18 protein-coding genes are annotated in these 17980 nt (G+C 72.5%); 7 read left to right on the plus strand and 11 right to left on the minus strand.

Features of this window, described 5'->3' with window-relative positions:
- Window positions 1-433: 433 nt before the first annotated feature.
- The 7 genes from pheA to ACYVPE_RS15840 all read right to left on the minus strand — a co-directional run bounded on the left by pheA (window position 434) and on the right by ACYVPE_RS15840 (window position 7643).
- The gene (gene pheA, locus ACYVPE_RS15810; protein WP_461034217.1) at window positions 434-1399 is read right to left on the minus strand and encodes a prephenate dehydratase; all 966 of its coding nucleotides are present in this window, start codon (window positions 1397-1399) and stop codon (window positions 434-436) included.
- A gap of 43 nt (window positions 1400-1442) precedes the next feature.
- Window positions 1443-2666, minus strand: coding sequence for an iron uptake transporter deferrochelatase/peroxidase subunit (gene efeB / locus ACYVPE_RS15815; protein ID WP_461034218.1), 1224 nt, complete (start codon window positions 2664-2666; stop codon window positions 1443-1445).
- 61 nt (window positions 2667-2727) lie between these two features.
- A complete protein-coding gene (locus ACYVPE_RS15820; protein ID WP_461034219.1) occupies window positions 2728-4740 on the minus strand; it encodes a copper resistance CopC/CopD family protein in 2013 nt (670 codons plus the stop codon).
- Window positions 4741-4759: 19 nt separating this feature from the next.
- On the minus strand, window positions 4760-5200 hold the full coding sequence (locus ACYVPE_RS15825; protein WP_461034220.1) for a copper chaperone PCu(A)C: 441 nt from the start codon (window positions 5198-5200) through the stop codon (window positions 4760-4762).
- Window positions 5197-5859, minus strand: coding sequence for an SCO family protein (locus ACYVPE_RS15830; RefSeq protein ID WP_461034221.1), 663 nt, complete (start codon window positions 5857-5859; stop codon window positions 5197-5199). The genes ACYVPE_RS15825 and ACYVPE_RS15830 overlap by 4 nt, the downstream gene beginning before the upstream one ends.
- A 94-nt stretch (window positions 5860-5953) precedes the next feature.
- Window positions 5954-6718 (minus strand): YcnI family copper-binding membrane protein, encoded by a 765-nt coding sequence (locus ACYVPE_RS15835; RefSeq protein ID WP_461034222.1) that lies wholly within the window; start codon window positions 6716-6718, stop codon window positions 5954-5956.
- A 148-nt stretch (window positions 6719-6866) separates the two neighbouring features.
- Window positions 6867-7643, minus strand: coding sequence for a hypothetical protein (locus ACYVPE_RS15840; protein ID WP_461034223.1), 777 nt, complete (start codon window positions 7641-7643; stop codon window positions 6867-6869).
- Between the two features lie 220 nt (window positions 7644-7863).
- Between ACYVPE_RS15840 and ACYVPE_RS15845 the strand changes: the two genes are divergently transcribed.
- Window positions 7864-8304, plus strand: a complete 441-nt coding sequence (locus ACYVPE_RS15845; RefSeq protein ID WP_461034224.1) for an ATP-binding protein — start codon at window positions 7864-7866, stop codon at window positions 8302-8304.
- A 148-nt stretch (window positions 8305-8452) separates the two neighbouring features.
- The gene (tatA, locus tag ACYVPE_RS15850) at window positions 8453-8746 is read left to right on the plus strand and encodes a Sec-independent protein translocase subunit TatA (RefSeq protein ID WP_461034225.1); all 294 of its coding nucleotides are present in this window, start codon (window positions 8453-8455) and stop codon (window positions 8744-8746) included.
- A gap of 56 nt (window positions 8747-8802) precedes the next feature.
- On the opposite strand, the gene ACYVPE_RS15855 is transcribed toward tatA, so the two are convergent.
- On the minus strand, window positions 8803-9510 hold the full coding sequence (locus ACYVPE_RS15855) for a DedA family protein (protein WP_461034226.1): 708 nt from the start codon (window positions 9508-9510) through the stop codon (window positions 8803-8805).
- A 284-nt stretch (window positions 9511-9794) separates the two neighbouring features.
- Here ACYVPE_RS15855 and ACYVPE_RS15860 point away from each other — a divergent pair, with 284 nt between their 5' ends.
- From ACYVPE_RS15860 to ACYVPE_RS15875, 4 genes are all read left to right on the plus strand, one after another.
- On the plus strand, window positions 9795-11015 hold the full coding sequence (locus ACYVPE_RS15860; RefSeq protein ID WP_461034227.1) for a hypothetical protein: 1221 nt from the start codon (window positions 9795-9797) through the stop codon (window positions 11013-11015).
- Window positions 11016-11139: 124 nt separating this feature from the next.
- Window positions 11140-11652, plus strand: a complete 513-nt coding sequence (locus ACYVPE_RS15865) for a SigE family RNA polymerase sigma factor (protein WP_461034228.1) — start codon at window positions 11140-11142, stop codon at window positions 11650-11652.
- Window positions 11653-11672: 20 nt separating this feature from the next.
- Complete coding sequence (locus tag ACYVPE_RS15870; protein ID WP_461034229.1) at window positions 11673-12995, plus strand: hypothetical protein; 1323 nt, start codon at window positions 11673-11675, stop codon at window positions 12993-12995.
- A 371-nt stretch (window positions 12996-13366) separates the two neighbouring features.
- Window positions 13367-13849 carry a peptidylprolyl isomerase gene (locus ACYVPE_RS15875; RefSeq protein WP_461034260.1) on the plus strand — a complete coding sequence of 161 codons (483 nt, stop codon included), beginning with the start codon at window positions 13367-13369 and terminating at the stop codon, window positions 13847-13849.
- Here the strand turns inward: ACYVPE_RS15875 and ACYVPE_RS15880 are convergent.
- A complete protein-coding gene (locus ACYVPE_RS15880; RefSeq protein WP_461034230.1) occupies window positions 13836-14240 on the minus strand; it encodes a winged helix-turn-helix transcriptional regulator in 405 nt (134 codons plus the stop codon). The two genes, ACYVPE_RS15875 and ACYVPE_RS15880, sit on opposite strands and share 14 nt — an antisense overlap.
- A 149-nt stretch (window positions 14241-14389) precedes the next feature.
- On the opposite strand from ACYVPE_RS15880, the gene ACYVPE_RS15885 reads away from it, so the two are divergent.
- Window positions 14390-15352, plus strand: coding sequence for an NAD(P)-dependent oxidoreductase (locus ACYVPE_RS15885; protein ID WP_461034231.1), 963 nt, complete (start codon window positions 14390-14392; stop codon window positions 15350-15352).
- 63 nt (window positions 15353-15415) lie between these two features.
- On the opposite strand, the gene ACYVPE_RS15890 is transcribed toward ACYVPE_RS15885, so the two are convergent.
- Both ACYVPE_RS15890 and ACYVPE_RS15895 read right to left on the minus strand, forming a co-directional pair.
- Window positions 15416-16435 (minus strand): hemolysin family protein, encoded by a 1020-nt coding sequence (locus ACYVPE_RS15890; protein ID WP_461034232.1) that lies wholly within the window; start codon window positions 16433-16435, stop codon window positions 15416-15418.
- Window positions 16432-17787, minus strand: coding sequence for a hemolysin family protein (locus ACYVPE_RS15895; protein ID WP_461034233.1), 1356 nt, complete (start codon window positions 17785-17787; stop codon window positions 16432-16434). The genes ACYVPE_RS15890 and ACYVPE_RS15895 overlap by 4 nt, the downstream gene beginning before the upstream one ends.
- Window positions 17788-17980: the final 193 nt, after the last annotated feature.

Consider the following 17980-nt stretch of genomic DNA (forward strand, 5'->3'; position numbering starts at 1 on the left):
ATTCCTCCGGCGGCCACACCATGCCCCGGATGTGCGCTTTGCCGGTTTTGCCGGGAATTTCATGGAAAGTGGGACCAGGGAAATCCACAGGTCAGCGGGTTGTCCACCGGGTTATCCACAGGGCCCCTCTGGCCTCTGTGGATAACTTTGTGGATTCTCGGCGCCGCCTGGCGTGGGCCGTAGAATTCCCCCCTCAAACCCGGCCCACACTCTCTTACGAGGGAAATCGAAGAGAATTGCCTCACTCGCCGGAGGGATGCCGATCGTTTTGGGTGACGAAAAAGGATTCGCCACCCTGTGGACGAATTAGCGGCCAGTGAGGCGATATGTCGACGATGTCCGAGTTGGCCATGTCGACTTATGCACAGGCACGGAGGGTGTCCTGTGGATAACTCGTGGATAACTTCCCGGGCACTCGGGGGACACGCGGGATTCAGCGATCCGTCGCCGGCGCCGTCCGGCCGGCCTCGTCCGGGCGGCCGTCCAGGCAGCGGGTCAGCCAGTCGGCCGCCGTCAGGAAGTCCTCGTCGGTCGTGCCGGTGCGCACCGCGGGCTCCACATGGTCGGCGCGCGGATACGAGCCGAGGTAGCGCACGTCCGAGCACAGCCGCCTGAGCCCCATCAGCGCCTCGCCCACCCGCCGGTCCGAGATGTGCCCCTCGCAGTCCACCGAGAAGCAGTACTGCCCGATCCCCTTGCCGGTGGGCCGCGACTCGATCCGCGTCAGGTTCACCCCGGAGGCCGCGTACTCCTGGAGCACGTCGAGCAGCGCGCCCGGGTGGTCGGCGCGCAGCCACAGCACCACCGAGGTCTTGTCGGCGCCGGTCCGCGCGGCCGGCCTGGCGGGCCGGCCCACCAGCACGAAGCGGGTGGTGGCGTTGTGCGCGTCGTGGATGTCGGTGACCAGCGGCTCGAGACCGTAGATGGCGGCCGCGAACTCGCCCGCGAACGCCGCGTCGTACCGCCCCTCCTGCACCAGCCGGGCGCCGTCCGCGTTGGACGCGGCCGACTCCCACTGCGCCTCGGGCAGGAAGCGCTTCAGCCAGTCCCGCACCTGCGGCTGGGCGACCGGGTGGCCGGTCACCGTCTTGATGGACTCGATGGCCGTGCCCGGCCTGACCAGCAGCGCGAACGCGATCGGCAGCAGCACCTCGCGGTAGATCATCAGCGGCTGGCCCGACGCCAGCTCGTCGACGGTGGCCAGCACGCCGCCCTCCACCGAGTTCTCGATGGGCACCAGCGCGCCCGCCGCCTCGCCCGACCGCACCGAGTCCAGGGCCGCCGGCACGGAGATCATCGGTACCAGCTCGCGGGTGGCCGCCTCGGGCAGAGTGCGGAGCGCGGCTTCGGTGAAGGTGCCCTCGGGGCCGAGGTACGTGTAGCGACTCGCTGCTGTCATGACGCCACGGTAGCCGCGGCGGGCCGGCCGCCGCGTTCCGGTATCAGCCTTCGAGCAGCCGCTGGCCCACGTACTCGCCCTCCGCCGCCCCGCCGGGGACCGCGAACAGCGCGCTCGCCTCGTGCCTGACGAACTCCGAGAGCGCGTCACCGCGGTCCAGCTTGCGTTGCACCGTGACGAAGCCGCGCAGCGGGTCCGCCTGCCAGCAGACGAACAGCAGCCCGGCGTCCGGGCCGCCGTCGTCCAGGAAGCCGTCGTGGAAGGAGAAGGGGCGGCGCAGCATCGCGGCTCCGCCGTTGGTCTCCGGGGCGCTCACCCGTACGTGTGCGTTGGCGGCGATGACGGGGCGGCCGTCGTCGTCGACGGCCTCCAGGTCGACGGGGGTGGTCTCCTCGCCGCCGGTGAGCGGGGCGCCGTCCGACTTGCGGCGCCCGATCACCCGCTCCTGCTCGGCCACCGACCGCCGCTCCCAGTCGTCGAGCAGCATCCGGATCCGGCGGACGACGGCGTAGGAGCCGCCGGCCATCCAGGACGGGTCGCCGCCGGCGGGGACGAAGACCCGCTCGGCGAAGTCGTCGTCGGCGGGCGTCGGGTTGTTGGTGCCGTCGACCTGGCCCATCAGGTTCCTGCTGGTCATGGGCCTGGCGGTGGCGCCGGGGCTCCGGTTGAAGCCGGTCATCTGCCACCGGACGGCGGCGGTGCCCGCGGCGGCGCGCTGGAGGGCGCGGAGCGCGCCGAAGGCGACGAGGGCGTCGTCGGCGCCGATCTGGAGCCAGAGGTCGCCGCCCGAGCGGTCGGGGTCAAGGGCGTCGTTCGAGAACTCGGGGAGCGGGTCGAGTGCGGCGGGGCGGGCGTCGACGAGGTCGGTGGCGTCGAAGAAGCCGTGGCCCAGCCCGATGGTGACGGTGAGGGAGGCCGGGCCGGCGTCGCGGGCGATGGCGGTGTCGTCGTCGGCGGCCTCGCCGGCCATCAGCCGGGCGGCCAGTTCCGACCAGCCGCGCAGCAGCTCGACGGCCTGGCGGCGGCCGGCGCCGGGGGCGAGATCGAGGGCGACGAGGTGGCCGTGGGTCTGCGCCGGGGTGGTGATCCCCGGCTGGTGGGCGCCGTGGAAGGGGACGGCGGTGCCGCCGAGGCTGGTGAGGGCCGGGGCGTCGGGCGTCGCCGTGGCGGCGTGCGCGAGCGCGCCGCCCGCGGTGCCGAGGGCGAGGCCGGCGGCGCCCGCGGTGCCGGCGGTGGTGAGCAGGCGGCGGCGGGAGATCTCAGTCATGGTCTGCCACTGGTTGTCACTGTACGTTGCTATTCTGTGGTGGTGTCGTTACTCTTGGTGATTACGGGAGGGTGAAGGAGGTGGTCTCGGTGGTCTGGTCGATCTCCGAGGTGCGGATGGTCAGGGCCAGGTCCCAGGTGCCGGGGCGCGGCAGTTGGAGATCGGTCACGGTCCAGTGGCCCACGTCCACGTGCAGGGTCTCGTAGCGGAGCGGGCCGATGTCCTCGGCGGGCAGGGTGAGGGCGACCCGGATCTCCTCGGCGTTGAGAGGGCGGCCCTCGGGGTCGGTGAGGCGGATGTGCAGGGTGTTGTCGCCGGTGGCGGCCGGCGAGATGTCGAGTCGGGCGTCGCCCCGGCCGGCCTCGCCGCCGGTGTCGTAGGGAAGGGAGAGGGAGAGAGGATCGCCTGAGGAGCGGTCCTGGTCCCCGCCGGCGGCGGAGTCGGCGGAGTCGGCGGCAGCGGCCTCGGCGGCCGCGGTGTGGGCCGGTGGCGTGGTGGTGAGAGCGGTGGTCACGCCGAGCAGCACGGCCGCGATGGCGGCCTCGGCGAGCACCGAGCGGCGCAGCGCGGCGCGGTGCGGGTCGGCGCCACGGGCCTGTTCGCGGGCCCTGAGGCGGGCCGTGCGGTCGATGGCGGCGCGCTGCCTGGCCAACTGCCTGGCCCGGGCCGGGTCCACGCCCTCGCCGCCGGCGGCCACCGGCTCGGCGGCCGCCACGGGTTCCTGGTCCTCGGCTGGGTCGTCGGTCGGGTCGGCCAGCCGGTGGGTCCAGCGCCGGGAGACCGAGGCGACCGCGACGAGTGTGGCGACCAGGGCGACCTTCAGCAGCAGCAGACGACCGTAGGAGGTGTCGGTGAGCGCGGTCCAGGAGAGGCCCACCTGCCGCCACGACTGGTAGAGCCCGGTGGCGGCGAGCGCGGCCACGCTGCCGGTGGCGAGCGCGGAGTAGCGGCGCACGGCGGCCCTCGGCGGGGTGTCGGGCGCGTCGTGGAGGATGGCGAGCAGGGTGACGAGGCCGCCGAGCCAGGTGGCGACCGCCAGCAGGTGGACGACGTCGGCGGGGATGGCCACGGCCGTCTGCCGGCCGGTGGCGGCGTGCTCGGCCGTGGCCCAGGTGGCCGCGAGCCCGATGGCGAGGATGGCGCCACCGATGCCGAGGCCGAAGGTGACGTCGCGCAGCCGGGCCGCACCGTCCTCGACGGCGTCGTCCACGGCGTTCCCACCGTCCCCACCGGCCTCGCCGTCCGCGGCCCGGGCCGCGGCGGCCGTCTCCTGGGCGGTGCGCAGCCGGGCGTAGGCGCCGTAGAGCAGCGCGATGAAGAGCCCGGCGGCCCCCGCGAGCAGCAGCCGGGTGACGAGGGCGCTGCCGGTCCTGGTGCCCACGACGTCGCGCAGCCCGGCCGGGTCGAAGGCGTCGGCGAGTTCGCCGGAGCCGGTGTAGGGGGTGCGCAGGCAGAGCAGGGCCACGGTGGCGCCGGTCAGGATGGTCCAGCCGGCGAGCGTGACCCGCTGCACGGCCCGGCGGGTGGCGGCCGCCGGCCAGCACACCAGCACGAAGACACAGGAGCCGACGAGAAGGAGGAAGCCGGTGTAGGCCGCGTAGCGGCCGGCGTCGTAGAGCAGCCCGACGAGCCCGTCGTCGCCCGCCGTGGTCACGGTGTCCGCGTCGACCGCGGTCTCGGACGGGGCGCCGATCGAGAAGGTGAAGGCGCCCGAGATGGGGTGGCTGTCGGTCGAGACGGCCTGCCAGGCCACGGTGTAGGTGCCGTCGGCGAGGCCGGGGCGCAGCGGCACGGCGTGGTCGCGCCCCGAGCCGGTGGGCGCGCCCGCGTCGGCGCGGGCGCCGTCCGGATCGAGGACCCGGATGCCGTCCGCGCCGAGCGAGACGCCCTCGGTGAAGGTGAGCGTCACCTCGTCGGGCGCCGTGGCGACCACCGCCCCGTCCTCCGGGGTGCTGGCGTCGAGCGCCGCGTGCGCCGCGGCCGGGCCGGCGCCGGCGAGCAGGCCGGCGAGCGCCGCGACCGTGGCCAGGGCGCCGAGCAGCAGCGTGACGAAAGGACGGGGAAGGGCGGTCATGGCGCGCATGGCTGAGGTGTCACTCCCCGGTGTAGGTGGCTGATCTGACCGGCACGTCGAGGGTGATCGGATCCGCGGTCTCGAAGCGCAGTTCGAGGCTCACGGTCTCGCCTTCGACGAGTCGGCGGGAGAGGTCGAGCAGCATCACGTGGTTGCCGCCGCGGTCGAGGTGGAGCTCGCCATCGGCGGGCACGGGCAGCGAGTCGACCTGGCGCATCGCGTTGTCCACGGTCTCGTGGATCTCGACCGTGCCGGCCACCTCGCTGGTCACCGACAGCAGGGTGTCGTCCGCGTCGCCGGTGTTCTCGACGGTGAGGAAGGCGCCGGCCACGTCCTGGCCCGGCGGCTCGGGTATGTAGGCGCCGCTCGCCCGCAGCTCAGGCGCCGCCTCGCCGCCCGAGCAGCCGGCGAGGCCGAGCGCCAGCGCGCCGGCGAGCAGCGCCGCGGCCCGCCGTCTCACGGCAGCTCCCCCTCGATCAGGCCGGGCAGGTCGCGGGCGAAGGTGTCGCTCGTGACGCCCTCGGTGTAGACGACATGCGCCTGGTCGTCGGTGGGCAGGAAGGCGACCACCTGGGTGCCGTGGGTGGAGACGATGTCGCCGTTCTCGTCCTCGGTCGACGGCTCGATGTGCACGCCGAGCGAGCGCGCGGCCTCCTGGATGGTGGCGAAGTCGCCGGTCAGGCCGGTGAAGTCGGGGCCCTGGGCCTGGAGCCAGGGGCCGAGCGACTCCGGGGTGTCCCGCTCCGGGTCGGTCGTCACGAACACGACGTCCAGCTGGGCCCGTTGCTCGTCGGTCAGGCCGGCGCTGGCGATGCCGATGTTGCTCATGGTGAGGGGGCAGATGTCCGGGCAGTGGGTGTACCCGAAGTAGAGCAGGACGGCCCGTCCCGCGGTGCGCTCGACGAAGTCGTACTCCTGGCCCTCGGTGTCCGTGAGCACCAGCTCCGGCTTGGCGAACGGGGTGTCGACGACGGTGCCCTCGTCCGGGTCGTGGGCGCCGTGGACCTCGGCCGCGGCGGAGTCGTCGCCGTCGTCCCCCGAGCTGTCGCCGCCGCAGGCGGCCAGGGCGAGCGCGGCGCCGACGGCCACGAAGGTGGTGCTGATTCTGCGCAGGTGCATCGAGTGTTCCTGGTGTGGTGATCGTGGCGCGCGGGGCGGACGGTGTGCCCCGCCCCGCGCGGTCCCACGATGGGTGGGAAGGGTTCGGGAGGGATCAGGAGGCGGCGGTGCCGTCGCCGCCTTCGGCGCGGCGGCGCCCGGCGAGGACGCCGAAGGCGACCCCGGCGACGCCGACCGCGATGCCGACGCCGGCCAGCACCCGCGCCGTGGTGTCGGCGGCCGCCTCGTCCGAGTCGTCGCCCGCGGCCTGCTCGGCCGCGTCGTGCGCCGCCTCGTCGGCGGACGCCGCGTCGGTCCCGTCGGCGGCCTCGGCGCCGTGGTGGCCGCCGGTGCCCGGCGCCAGCTGGAGGACCGGGGCCGGGTTCTCGGGCTCGGAGCCGTCCTCGGTCGGCTCCTCGATCCAGCGCGAGACCTCGCCGTCGTCGTAGGTCTGGACGGCCTTGAACACCAGCTGTTCGACGTCCTCGGGCAGCGGTCCCACGGAGATCGGGAACTGCTGGAAGGTGCCGGGCTCGATCTCGCCGCCGGACCAGACGATGGTGGTCGGCGCCTCGGTGATCTGGCTGCCGTGCATCTCGATCGGCTCGTCGAGCTCCGCCGTCTGGACCTCGACGTCCCAGCCGGGCACCGGCTGCGGCAGCACCGAGGCGAGCGGGTACTCGGGGTCGAGGTGGACCTCGAGCCGGGTGGTCGAGGCGGTGTCGCTCTCGTTGGGCACCCGGAGGTCGAGGACGGCGTAGCCGCCCTGCTCGGCCTCGCTCGGGTCGATGCTGACATGGGCCTGGGCGGCTGGCGCGGCGATCGTCAGGACGACGGCCGCGGTGATCGCCGAGCCGGCGGCCATGCGCGTGCGCTTCATGGGGGCACTCCACGGTGAGATGTCGCGTCACGGGACGCGTACGGGTGGGCATACGGAGGGGAACGGAGACGAGCGGTGCGGGTGCGGGCGCGCGGAGGCCGGCGCGCGGCGACGGCGCACCCGTGCCCGGTTCCCTCCGGGGAGTGCGTCAGGCCGTGGCGAGTTCCGCCGCCGCCATCCACGGCGGGCCGCGCCTGGTCAGCGCGTGCGGCAGCACGATGCCGGCGACGGCCGGGGCCGGCCGGTGCGCGGGGTGCGGCCGCCGTCGCGCGGGCGGCAGGAGCGTCGCGCCGGCGCACAGCAGCCCGGCCAGGCGCAGGGCTCGCCTGAGCGCCGGCGCGAGCGTGTCGAGCGCGATCGGGAACGCCCGGTCGGCGTCGCCGAGTCGGGCGAGGCTGAGCAGGCGGAACAGCGCCCGCTCGCCGCGGCGCAGCAGCCAGCCGGTCGCGACGGCGGCCAGCAGATGCCCGAGGAGCATCGGCCCGGAGGGCAGCCAGTCGTGCGCCGCCGTCGCGGCCCCACCGGCGGGATCGAGGCCGGCGGCGGAGACGATGTGCGCCGCCCTCGCCTCGGTGAGGGCCATCACCTGGTCGTTGCAGAGCAGCCGCCTGGCCTGCGCGATCGTGCCGCCCGGGTGGCCACCGCCGGCCGCGCCCCCGTGCCCCGTGCCGAGCTGGCCGAGGCTGTAGAGGGCGTGCAGGGCGAGTTGACCGGCGCCCAGGGCGGCGGCGAGGGCGGGCGTCGAGCGGCGCTCGCGGCCGGCCAACGGCACGGCGATCGCGAAGGCGGCGAACCAGCCGGTGGCCAATGCCCAGGCGGGCACTCCGGGCCCGCCGGCCGAGAGGTGTCCGGCGGCGGCCAGCGTGGCGCAGGCCGCGGCGAAGACCGCGGCTCGCAGCAGTCGCAGATCGGCTCCGGCACGCATGGCGGCGTCATCATCTCACCGGCCCGGCGCCGCCCATGGTCCGGGGCCGGGAATCTCGCACGCGAGTACGTACCTTCACTCGTGTTGAGGTGTAGGTATATCGATGCTTGTGTCCTGATACATCCGCCGAACGGGGGGTGTTGGGCCGGCGGCGCGCTTACCGTCCGGGCCGGTAGGCAATACCTACAGATATGTCGAGCCGCGGCCAGGAGGCTGGAACATGAGCATCTGGTGGTCTCTCCAACTGCGCCGGGAGGCGGCCAGCGTCCCGCTGGCCCGGCGCCTGCTGCTCGGCGCGATGGAGTCGGCCGGGGTGGACGCCGACATCTCCCACGAGCTCTCGGTCGCCCTCACCGAGGCGTGCGCCAACGCAGTCCAGCACGGCGGCGACCGCTCCCAGGTCTACCAGGTGACGGCCTCGATGCTCGGGGACACGTGCCGCATCGAGGTCACCGACGGCGGCCCAGGCTTCCCCGAGGACGCCGCCATCCCCTTCGCCGAGCCGCCCGAGCTCCTGCCCTGCGGGCGCGGTCTGCGGCTCATCGAGGCCCTGTCCGACCGGGTGCGCATCGGCAACCAGCCGGGCAGCGGTGGGGCCGTCGTCACCTTCGACAAGATCCTCAAGTGGCGCGAGGGCGCCGCGCTGCTCCGCGCCTCCTAGGGCCCCGGGAGCGACGCCCGTGGCCAAGGCCGTGGCCGTGGCCTGGGAATTCTCCAGGTTTTTACTTCTGGGCTCTTTACATCGGACCCGGTAGCGTGGCGCTCTGAGGGGGATGCAATCAGGGCGTTTCCTCTGGAGGTGGAACCCAATGGGTCAGATAGGGGCAAGGGAGCTCGTGCTCCTCGCCATCATCGTGTTGCTGGTCTTCGGCGCCAGGCGGCTGCCGGACATCGCGCGCTCCCTCGGCAAGTCGGCGCGCATCCTCAAGAGCGAGACGGCCGCCATGAAGGCCGAGAGCGCCGCCGCCAACCCGCCCGCCTCGCCCGAGCCGGCCGCTTCGCCCGAGCCGGTGGCCTCGGAGTCGCGCACCATCAGGTCCACCCCGGTCGACGTCACCACGGCGCGTCCCGTCCAGGAGCCCGACACCGCCGCGCGCGGCTGAGCCGCCGGGCCCCGCTTCCTCCCCGGCCGTACCCGTCGCCGCCGCGGCCGCCGCGGCTACCGCTTCGCGTGCCGCCCACCCCGGGACGACGGCGCGGGGGCGCCGTCGGCTGCCGGGGCGCCGCCCTCGGCGGCCTTTCTCGTTGACGAGCGGCGAGCCCGCAGGAACTCGATGACGATCGGCAGGATCGACAGCAGCACGATCCCGATCAGGATCAGCTCGATGTGCTCGTTCACGAAGGCCACCTGGCCGAGCGCGGCACCCAGCAGCGTGACGCCCGCGCCCCACAGCACGCCGCCGATGATGTTGAAGATCACGAACGACCGGTACTGCATGTGGCTCACGCCGGCGATGATCGGCGTGAAGGTGCGGATGATCGGCACGAACCGCGCGAGCACCAGTGACTTCGGCCCGTGCTTCTCGAAGAAGGCGTGTGCCTTCTCCACGTTCTCCTGCTTGAAGAACCGCGAGTCCGGCCGGTTGAAGAGTGAGGGGCCGACCTTGCGCCCGAAGAGGTAGCCGACCTGGTCACCCGCGATCGCCGCCAGCACGATGAGCAGGCACACCAGCCACAGCGGGTAGTCCAGGTACTCGCCGTTCACCACCAGCAGGCCGGTGGTGAACAGCAGGGAGTCGCCCGGCAGGAAGAAGCCGATGAGCAGGCCGGACTCCGCGAAGACCACCCCGAGGACCCCGATGAGGCCGAAGGAGTCGATGAGGTACTCCGGATCGAGCCAGCTGGGCCCGAGGGCGAGAGCGTCCATGAAGTGGGAACTCCTGAGGCGCGGCCCGAGTGCCTGCCGCCCGGGCGATACCGCCAGGCTATCGTGCCCCGGCCTTGCCGGGCCCCGCGGGAAGCGGCCCAGGGGGGCGCCAGAGGCCGCTCGGGAAGCGGCTCGGGAAGCGGCTCGAAATTTTTCTGAGGACGTCTGCGACATCCGCTCGGGGCTCACGCGTCGATATCAGTGACGGGGCGAGATACGCGGGGGAACGCGGCTCGCCGGGGCCTCCACCGGGAGGCCCGAGCCGAAGTAAGGGGAAAGCAGACATGAGCACACTCAAGGACGAGGCTGTTCGGCCGCTGTGGAAGCGCCGGATCGGGCTGACCGCCGCCATCGCCACCGCGGCGATGGCGTCGATGGTCGCCGCCTCGCCCAGCTTCGCCGAGTCGTCCGCCGACGTGCCGCGGACGGAGCAGGAGACGATCGACGCGCTCACCGCGCTCCTGCCAGGCGACCTGGAGATCACCGAGTCCTACGGATCCGGTCTCGACGAGGGGCCCGACACCTACGCCTCCGTCACTGCGGACGACGGCTCAGGATCGGTCTCCCTCGACCTCAGCGCCTACCGCTGGGCCACCGAGGACTGGCGCGACATCGCCGGCTGCCAGGGCTGGGGCGAGCCCGAGGAGGGCTTCACCTGCGAGGACGCCACCCTGGAAGACGGTTCCATCCTCTCCCTGATCACCACCGACTACGTGGACGAGGGCGAACCCGAGGAGGGCATCGAGCCCAGCCACACCCGCGGCTGGGAGGCCTGGCTGGAGAGCCCGGGCGGCTCCGACCTGGAGCAGCCCGGTGGCCGGGCCGTCGTCCTCTCCGAGTTCCGTGACGTGACGGACGAGGCCGACCCGGGCGCGTACGTGCCGCCGGTCGACCTCGACCAGCTCGCCGAGGTCGTCCAGGCGCCCGTCTGGCAGGACGTGCTGGACGCGGCCGACGCGGAGTACGGCGGCCCCGAGGACTTCGAGGAGTCGCTGCCGAGCAGCGACATCCCGGCCGCCGAGCTCAGGGACACCTTCCGGGCGCTGGCCCCCGAGGGCCTCGAGATCGTCGACGTCGAGGGCGAGGAGACCGGCTTCGGCTCGGTCACCGTCGACGACGGTGAGGGCGCCGGCCTGGTGGACATCACCGCGTACGCCGCCGGCGAGGGTGTGGAGGGCGTCGAGGGCGTCGACTTCGCCGCCGACACCGAGTCCCTTGAGGGTGAGCTCGTCGCCGAGGACGAGCTGGCCGACGGCCCGGACTGCCAGGACACCACCCTGGAGGACGGCACCGTCGTCAGCGCCTGCAACTGGCCGGCCAGCGAGGACGACCCGCTCGCCATGAACTGGGCCGTCGTCACCTACCCCGACGGTTCGGTGCTCGACATCACGGCGTACAACGTTCCCAACTGGGACTCGGAGCCGACCCGCGCCGACGCCCCGTTCAGCGGTGAGCAGCTGGCCGAGATCGCGTCCGCCGACGAGTGGCGCGCGCTGTTCAGCTGATCGTCGCACTGATCGCATCGGTGGTGCCGCACATCTGTGCGGCACCACCGATGCGACAAACTCGGCCCCCTCGCGCGTCTGAGTAAGTGTCGGGGGCGTTCACCAGCGGACACGAGGGGGATGGATGGGACGGCGGGACGAGGATTCGTACCGACAGTTCGCCGTGAGTCGGAGCGCGGCGCTCTATCGGTCGGCCTGCCTGATGACCAGCGGGGACACACATCTGGCGGAGGATCTGGTGCAGGAGACCCTGAGCCGGATGTACACGGTGTGGCACCGGAGGAAGTGCATAGACAATCCGGACGCCTACGCCAAGACGGTCCTCGTCCGCGTCTATCTGACGCACCGCAGGCGGCGCAGCAGCGCCGAGCAGCCCGCGATGCGGCTTCCCGAGCAGCCGGCCGCCGAGGCGGGGGACTCCTCGTTGCGCGTCACGCTGTTGGGGGCGCTCGCTGAGCTTCCCCCCAAGGACCGGGCCGTGTTGGTCCTGCGGTTCTGGGAGGACCTCAGCATCGAGCAGACCGCGGAGGCGATGCGCACCAGCTCCAGCGCCGTCCGTTCCCGATCCAGCCGCGCCCTGGCGAAGCTCAGGGGCCGGTTGGGGCACGCAGGCTTCGCCGAACTCACCGCGGCCTAGGGCCGGTGGAAGGAATCCCGATGAGACACGACATGCACGAGATAAACGGGCCCGGAGAGTTCGAGCGGGAGTTCGGTGCGATGCTGCACCAGGCCGGGGGAGGCTTCCAGCCGGACAGCCAGGCGCTGGCCGAGGGCGGGTTGCGGCGCGGCAAGGTCCGGCTGTGGCGGCGCAGAGCCGCGATGGTCACGGGTGCCGCCGCGGTGGCCGCGGTCGCCGTGGCCGCGGTGCAGTTGCCGGGCGGCGGGGGCGGAGAGGTCGAGAGGTTCGACGTCGCGGACACCCCGGAGACGGAGTCCGAGCTGGTCGCCACGCTGACCGCGATGCTCCCCCAGGGCCTGGAGATCACCCATTCCTACGCCAGCACCCCGGCGCAGACCGGCGATCCCAACGTCGCGGTGACCCTCGGCGAGGGCAGGGGCGCCTTCACCCTCGATGTGTCCATGTTGCGCTGGCAGGCTGAGGACTGGCGTGCCTACGCCGGTTGTGCGGGGATCGGCAGCGGAGTCGATTCGTGCGAGGAGACCGAGCTGGAGGACGGATCGGTGCTCACCACGAGCACGACCTCGATGCACAGCGAGGACGCGGGCGATGCGGTGGAGGGCGGCGAGCCGGGCTCACAGCGAGACGAGTCCGACGCCACCGGGGAAACGCTCGATCCCGAGGAGGAGCTGCTGTTCGAGGAGTTCGACTACCGCTCCTGGGAGGTGATGCTCGAGTCCTCGACGAGTTGGGGCCCCGGCGTCGGAGGGCTGCGGCAAATCTACGTCTCGCTGAGCTCGACCGGCGATGGCGCCGTCGATCCCGGCGCTGAGCCCCCGCTCGCCGAGGACCAGCTGGTGGAGATCGCCCAGGCGCCGGTGTGGCAGCAGTTGCTGGCCGCTGCGGACGCCGAGCACGGCGCTCCCGAGGAGTCGGTCGAGGGCGACGTCATGAGCAGCGAGGTGCCAGGCGAGGAGCTGTGGTCCATCTTCCGTGAGCTGGCCCCGGGCGGTGTGGAGATCCTCGAGAGCGAGGGCGAGTTCCCGGGCAGCGCCTCGTTCGAGATCCGCGAGGGGGAGGCGTCCGCGAGGGTGGACATCTCCGCCTGGGACGAGGGCTTCGGCCTCGACTCGGGGCCGAGCGGCGATCCCGACTGCGAGGTCGCCAACACCCTCGAGGACGGCTCCCTCATCTACATCTGCGAGGCCGAGGAGGCCCGCGATCTCTTCGCGGACGTGTACTACCCCAACGGCGCCTCGATCGACTTCACGGTCATCGACGAGGGCTCCGAAGGGCCTCTGACAGCAGACGAGTTGGCCGAGATCGCCAGCAACGAGCAGTGGCAGGCCCTGTTCGACTGACCGCCGGGCCCCTGCCTGATCGGCTCCCTCCGCCCGCTTCTCCCCCTAGTGCGGTGGGCGGAGGGAGCACCCGCCGGGGTGGTGGTGCATGATGTGCCTGCGTGCGATTCCGCATACCGGTATACGGAAAGGCATCCGACATGACCCGCTCCTCCCGGCGTCTCGCGACCGCGCTCCTCTGCCTCGGGCTCGCACTGACGGCGTGTGGCTCCGACTCCGAAGACGACGGCGCCGGTTCCGGTGCCGAGGAGGAGACCACGGCGCCCGAGTCGGCCGGCGAGGCCACCGAGCAGTCCGGGGGCGGCGACGAGCCGGCGGAGGGGCCGGCCGGGCCCGCCGCGGTCGAGGCGTCCGACGCCACCGCCGCCACGATCCAGACCAGCGAGGGCGACATCGCGGTCACGCTCTTCCCCGAGCAGGCACCGCTGACGGTGACCAACTTCGTCGGCCTGGCCGATGGCTCACTGGAGTGGACCGGTCAGCAGGATGGCGAGCCGCTGTACGACGGCACGATCTTCCACCGGGTCATCGACGAGTTCATGATCCAGGGCGGCGACCCCGACGGCACGGGCGCCGGCGGTCCCGGCTACCAGTTCGAGGACGAGATCGACCCCGAGCTGACCTTCGCCGAGCCCTACATGCTGGCCATGGCCAACGCCGGTCCTGGCACCAACGGTTCGCAGTTCTTCATCACCGTCGCCCCGACCGACTGGCTGAACGGCATGCACACCATCTTCGGCGAGGTCGCCGACGAGGAGAGCCGGGCCGTGGTAGACGCCATCGTCGCAGGCGAGACCGACGCGCAGGACCGCCCGGTGGACGAGATCGTCATCGAGTCGATCAGCGTCGGCTAGCGTCCGCGCCGGCCTCCCCGGGCACCGCCGCCTGCTCCACCACGCCCTCCGCCCCGCCACGGATCCGCACGATCCGCGCCATGTGCTCCTTGCCCCAGGCACCGAGCGGGCGGAGGGCGTCGTTCAGGGACGCGCCGAACCCGGTGAGCGAGTACTCCACGCGCGGCGGCACCTCACGGTAGACCTCGCGGTGCACGATCTCGTCGGCCTCGAGCTCCCGCAGCTGCTGGATCAGCACCTTCTCGCTCACCCCCGGCAGCTCCCGGCGCAGCTCGCCGAACCGGAGGGTCCGGTCGTGCAGCGCCCACAGGATCAGCACCTTCCACTTGCCCCCGACGACGTCGATGGCCGCGTCGATGCCGCACTCGTAGGGGCCCTTCGGCATGCCCATCCCCCGGTCCTCCGTCCCTTTACTGACCTCGGGGTCAGTACGCACTTATTTGTAGGTACTTGCCGATCGTAAAGCGCTGCAGAAGTCTGGATCCCGGCGCGGGCCCGCGTTCACCCCTGATGACAGCTCGAACAGGAGAGAAGAACGCGATGAGTGTGCGCAGTTCCGCCGACGCCCGGCCCGCCCGGCCCGACGCCCCGCCCGGAGCGGTGACCGTGCTCGGCCTCGGTGCCATGGGCACCGCCCTGGCCAGGACACTGCTGGCCGCCGGCCACCAGGTGACCGTCTGGAACCGGACCGGGACCCGAGCCGAGGCGCTGGCCACCGAGGGCGCCACGGTCGCCGACACCCCGGCCGCGGCGATCGCCGCCAGCCCGCTGGCGATCGTCTGCGTGCTCGACTACACCGCCGTGCGCGAGACCCTGGAGCCGGCCGCCACCACCCTCGCCGGCCGGCTGCTGGTCAACCTCACCAACGGCACCCCCGCCCAGGCCCGCGAGACCGCGGCCTGGGCCGCCGAGCACGGCGTCGACTACCTCGACGGCGGCATCATGGCCATCCCACCGATGATCGGCCACCCCGGCGCCACCCTGCTCTACAGCGGCTCCCGGGCCGCCTTCGACGCCCACGAGAAGACCCTGGAGCGGCTCGGCGTCGCCGCCTTCCTCAGCGACGACCCCGGCACCGCGCCGCTGTACGACATCGCCCTGCTCAGCGCGATGTACGGGCTGTTCGGCGGCGCGCTGCACGCCCTCGCCATGGTCCACCCAGGGGAGGGCAGGGCCACCGAGTTCACCAGCACCCTGCTGCTGCCCTGGCTCCAGGCGATGATGGCCTCGGTCCCGGAGTTCGCCCGCCAGCTGGACTCCGGCGAGTTCGGCACCCGTGCCGCCAACTCCAACCTGGCCATGCAGGCCGCCGCCTACGGGAACCTGCTCGACGCCAGCGCCGCCGAGGGCGTCGATCCGCTCCTGGTCCGCCCGATGGGAGAGCTGCTCCACCGGGCGGTCGCGGCGGGCGACGGCAACCGGGACGTCCCCGCGCTCGCCACCCTGCTCCGCACCGATACCCGCACCGACACCCGCACCGAAGCCCGCACCGAAGACCGCTGAACAGGCCGGCGGCCGGGGGCCCGAAGGCCGCCCGGCCGCCAACCGTCACATGAGCACCGCGCGTCACACGGGCTGCGGGCCCATCAGCCGGACCAGCAGGTCGTCCAGGCTGATCAGACCGGTCACCCGGCCGTCCGCACCCCGGACCACCGCGAGCGAGGCCCGCCGCTGCCGCAGCTGCTCCACGGCGAACGCCACCGTGTCCTCGGCCGTCAGGTCAGGCACCGGTCGCGCCAGCTCCCTGGCGGTGACCCGCTTGCCGCTCGCCCGCGCCACAATGGCGTCACGGGCGTGGACCGAGCCCACCACCCGCTGCCCGTCGCGCACCAGCAGCCGCGTGTGGTCGCTGGCCGAGGCGGCGGCCAGGATGGCCTCCGCGCTCGCGTCCGCCGAGATCTCGGCGATCCGCGCGGCCGGCACCTGGATGGCGCCCACCGGCGACTGCGGCTCGGTCAGCGAGCGGGTGATCAGCCCCGAGTCGGTCTCGCTGATCAACCCGAGCCGCTGCGACTCGGTCACCAGGTGCGTCAGCTGCTCCCGGTCGTGCACCGAGGTGAGCTCCTCACGAGGGGTGACCTTGCACATCCGCACCAGGCTGTTGCTCACCTGGTTCAGCGCCCAGATCAGCGGCCTGACCACCCGCACCATGGCGCGGAAGACCGGCGCGAGCAGCATCGCCGAGCGCTCCGGGTGCGAGATCGCCCACGACTTGGGCGCCATCTCGCCGATCACCATGTGGAGGAAGACCACCACGATCATCGCCAGGACGAACGCGACACCGTAGGACAGCCCGGCGGGCAGCCCCACCGACTCGAGCAGCGGCTCTATCTCGTGCGAGACCGCCGGCTTCGAGATGGAGCCGAGCAGCAGGGTGCACACCGTGATGCCCAGCTGCGAGCCCGCCAACATCAGCGACAGCTCGTGCATGCCGGCCATGGCGGCCTTCGCACCCCGCTGGCCGTCGGCCAGCGCCTGCTCCATCCGGTGTCGTTTGGCCGCCACGAGCGCGAACTCGGCGGCCACGAAGAAGCCACTGAAGAACAGCAGCACCACGGTCACGGCGAGCGCCGTCATGGGGCTCACGAGTGCAGCCCCTCACGCTCGCGCACCGCGGACAGCTCCGCCGCGGGCAGCAGCGCGAGCCGTATCCGGTCGGGCACCCGACGGTCGAGCGACAGCACCTCGAGCTCGGCACGGCCGCCCTGCGCCAGGTCGACCACGATCCGGTCGCCGACCGCGGGGAAGCCCCCCGACCTGTCGATCACCAGACCCGCCACCGTCTCGAAGGACTCGTCCTCCGGCAGCTCGATCCCGGTCGCGACCGAGACCTCGTCCACCCGGCGGCTCGCGTCGACCAGCCAGCTCTCGCCGTCGGCGACGGCCAGCTCCTCGACCAGGTCGCTCTCGTCGGCGATCTCGCCGACCAGCTCCTCCGCGATGTCCTCCAGCGTGACGATGCCGGCGAGGCCGCCGTACTCGTCGAGCACGCAGGCGAACTCCTCGCCCGCGGCCTGCATCTGCTCCACGGCGCCCGGCAGCGGCAGCGTGTCGGGCAGCAGCAGCGCCCGCCGCGCCAGCGAGCCGGCCGTGAGCTTGGCCGCCCGCTCCGGGCTGATCCGCATCAGCTCGCGCACGCCTATGACGCCCACGATGTCGTCGATCCGGTCGCCGATCACCAGGTAGTGGGAGTGACCGTGCTCACGGATCAGCTCGACCGCGGCCGAGGCGGGCGCCGAGGCCCGCACCGTGTTCACGTCGACCCGGGGGACCATGACCTCGTCCAACGTGCGGTCGGAGAACTCCAGCGCGTGGTCGAGCAGCACCGCCGTGTCACTGGTCAGCTCCCCGTGCTCCCGCGACTCCTCGATCAGGTGGCCGAGCTCCTCGAGCGTGGCACCGTGGTGCAGCTCCTCGACGGGCTCGATGCCGATCCTGCGCAGGAGCCGGTTGGCCGAGGCGTCGAAGATGCGGATCACCGGGCCGGCCACCCGCAGGTAGACCAGCGTCGAGGAGGACAGCGTCTTGGCCAGCTGCTCGGGGATCGCCAGGGCCATGTTCTTCGGAGCCAGCTCGCCCAGCACCATCTGGATGCCGGTGGCGAGCAGGAACGCGACGACCAGGGCGATGCCGGACACCGCGGCGTCCGGGAGGCCGACGGCGCTCAACGCCGGGTCGATCAGGGTCGCGATCGAGGGCTCCGCCAGGAAACCCACCACCAGGCCGGTGACGGTGATGCCGAGCTGGGCGCCCGACAGCATGAACGAGAGCCGCTCCTGGACCTTCATGGCCCGGGCGGCGCGCTTGTCACCGGCGGCCGCGTCACGGCCGAGGGACAGCCTGTCGGCCGCCACGAAGGCGAATTCCTGGGCGACGAAATAGCCAGTGCCGGCCGTCAGAACGAGGACGGCGACGAGCCCTAGCAATGCGGCACTCATCTAACACCACCTCGCCGTGTGCCGCGGCAAGCCATGTGCCGGCGAGGTGGTCCGGGACTATGCCCGTCAGGGTCCGTCGATTGGGCGGACACGAGCTCTCCTTCCAGAGATTTTGACTCACTCAACGCGTCACAGCGCGCCCGTGTTCCCCAGGCTGTACCCGAAATCGCCCTCTTGACACCTTCACCTGCCG

The organism is Streptomyces mayteni, from assembly GCF_054783955.1.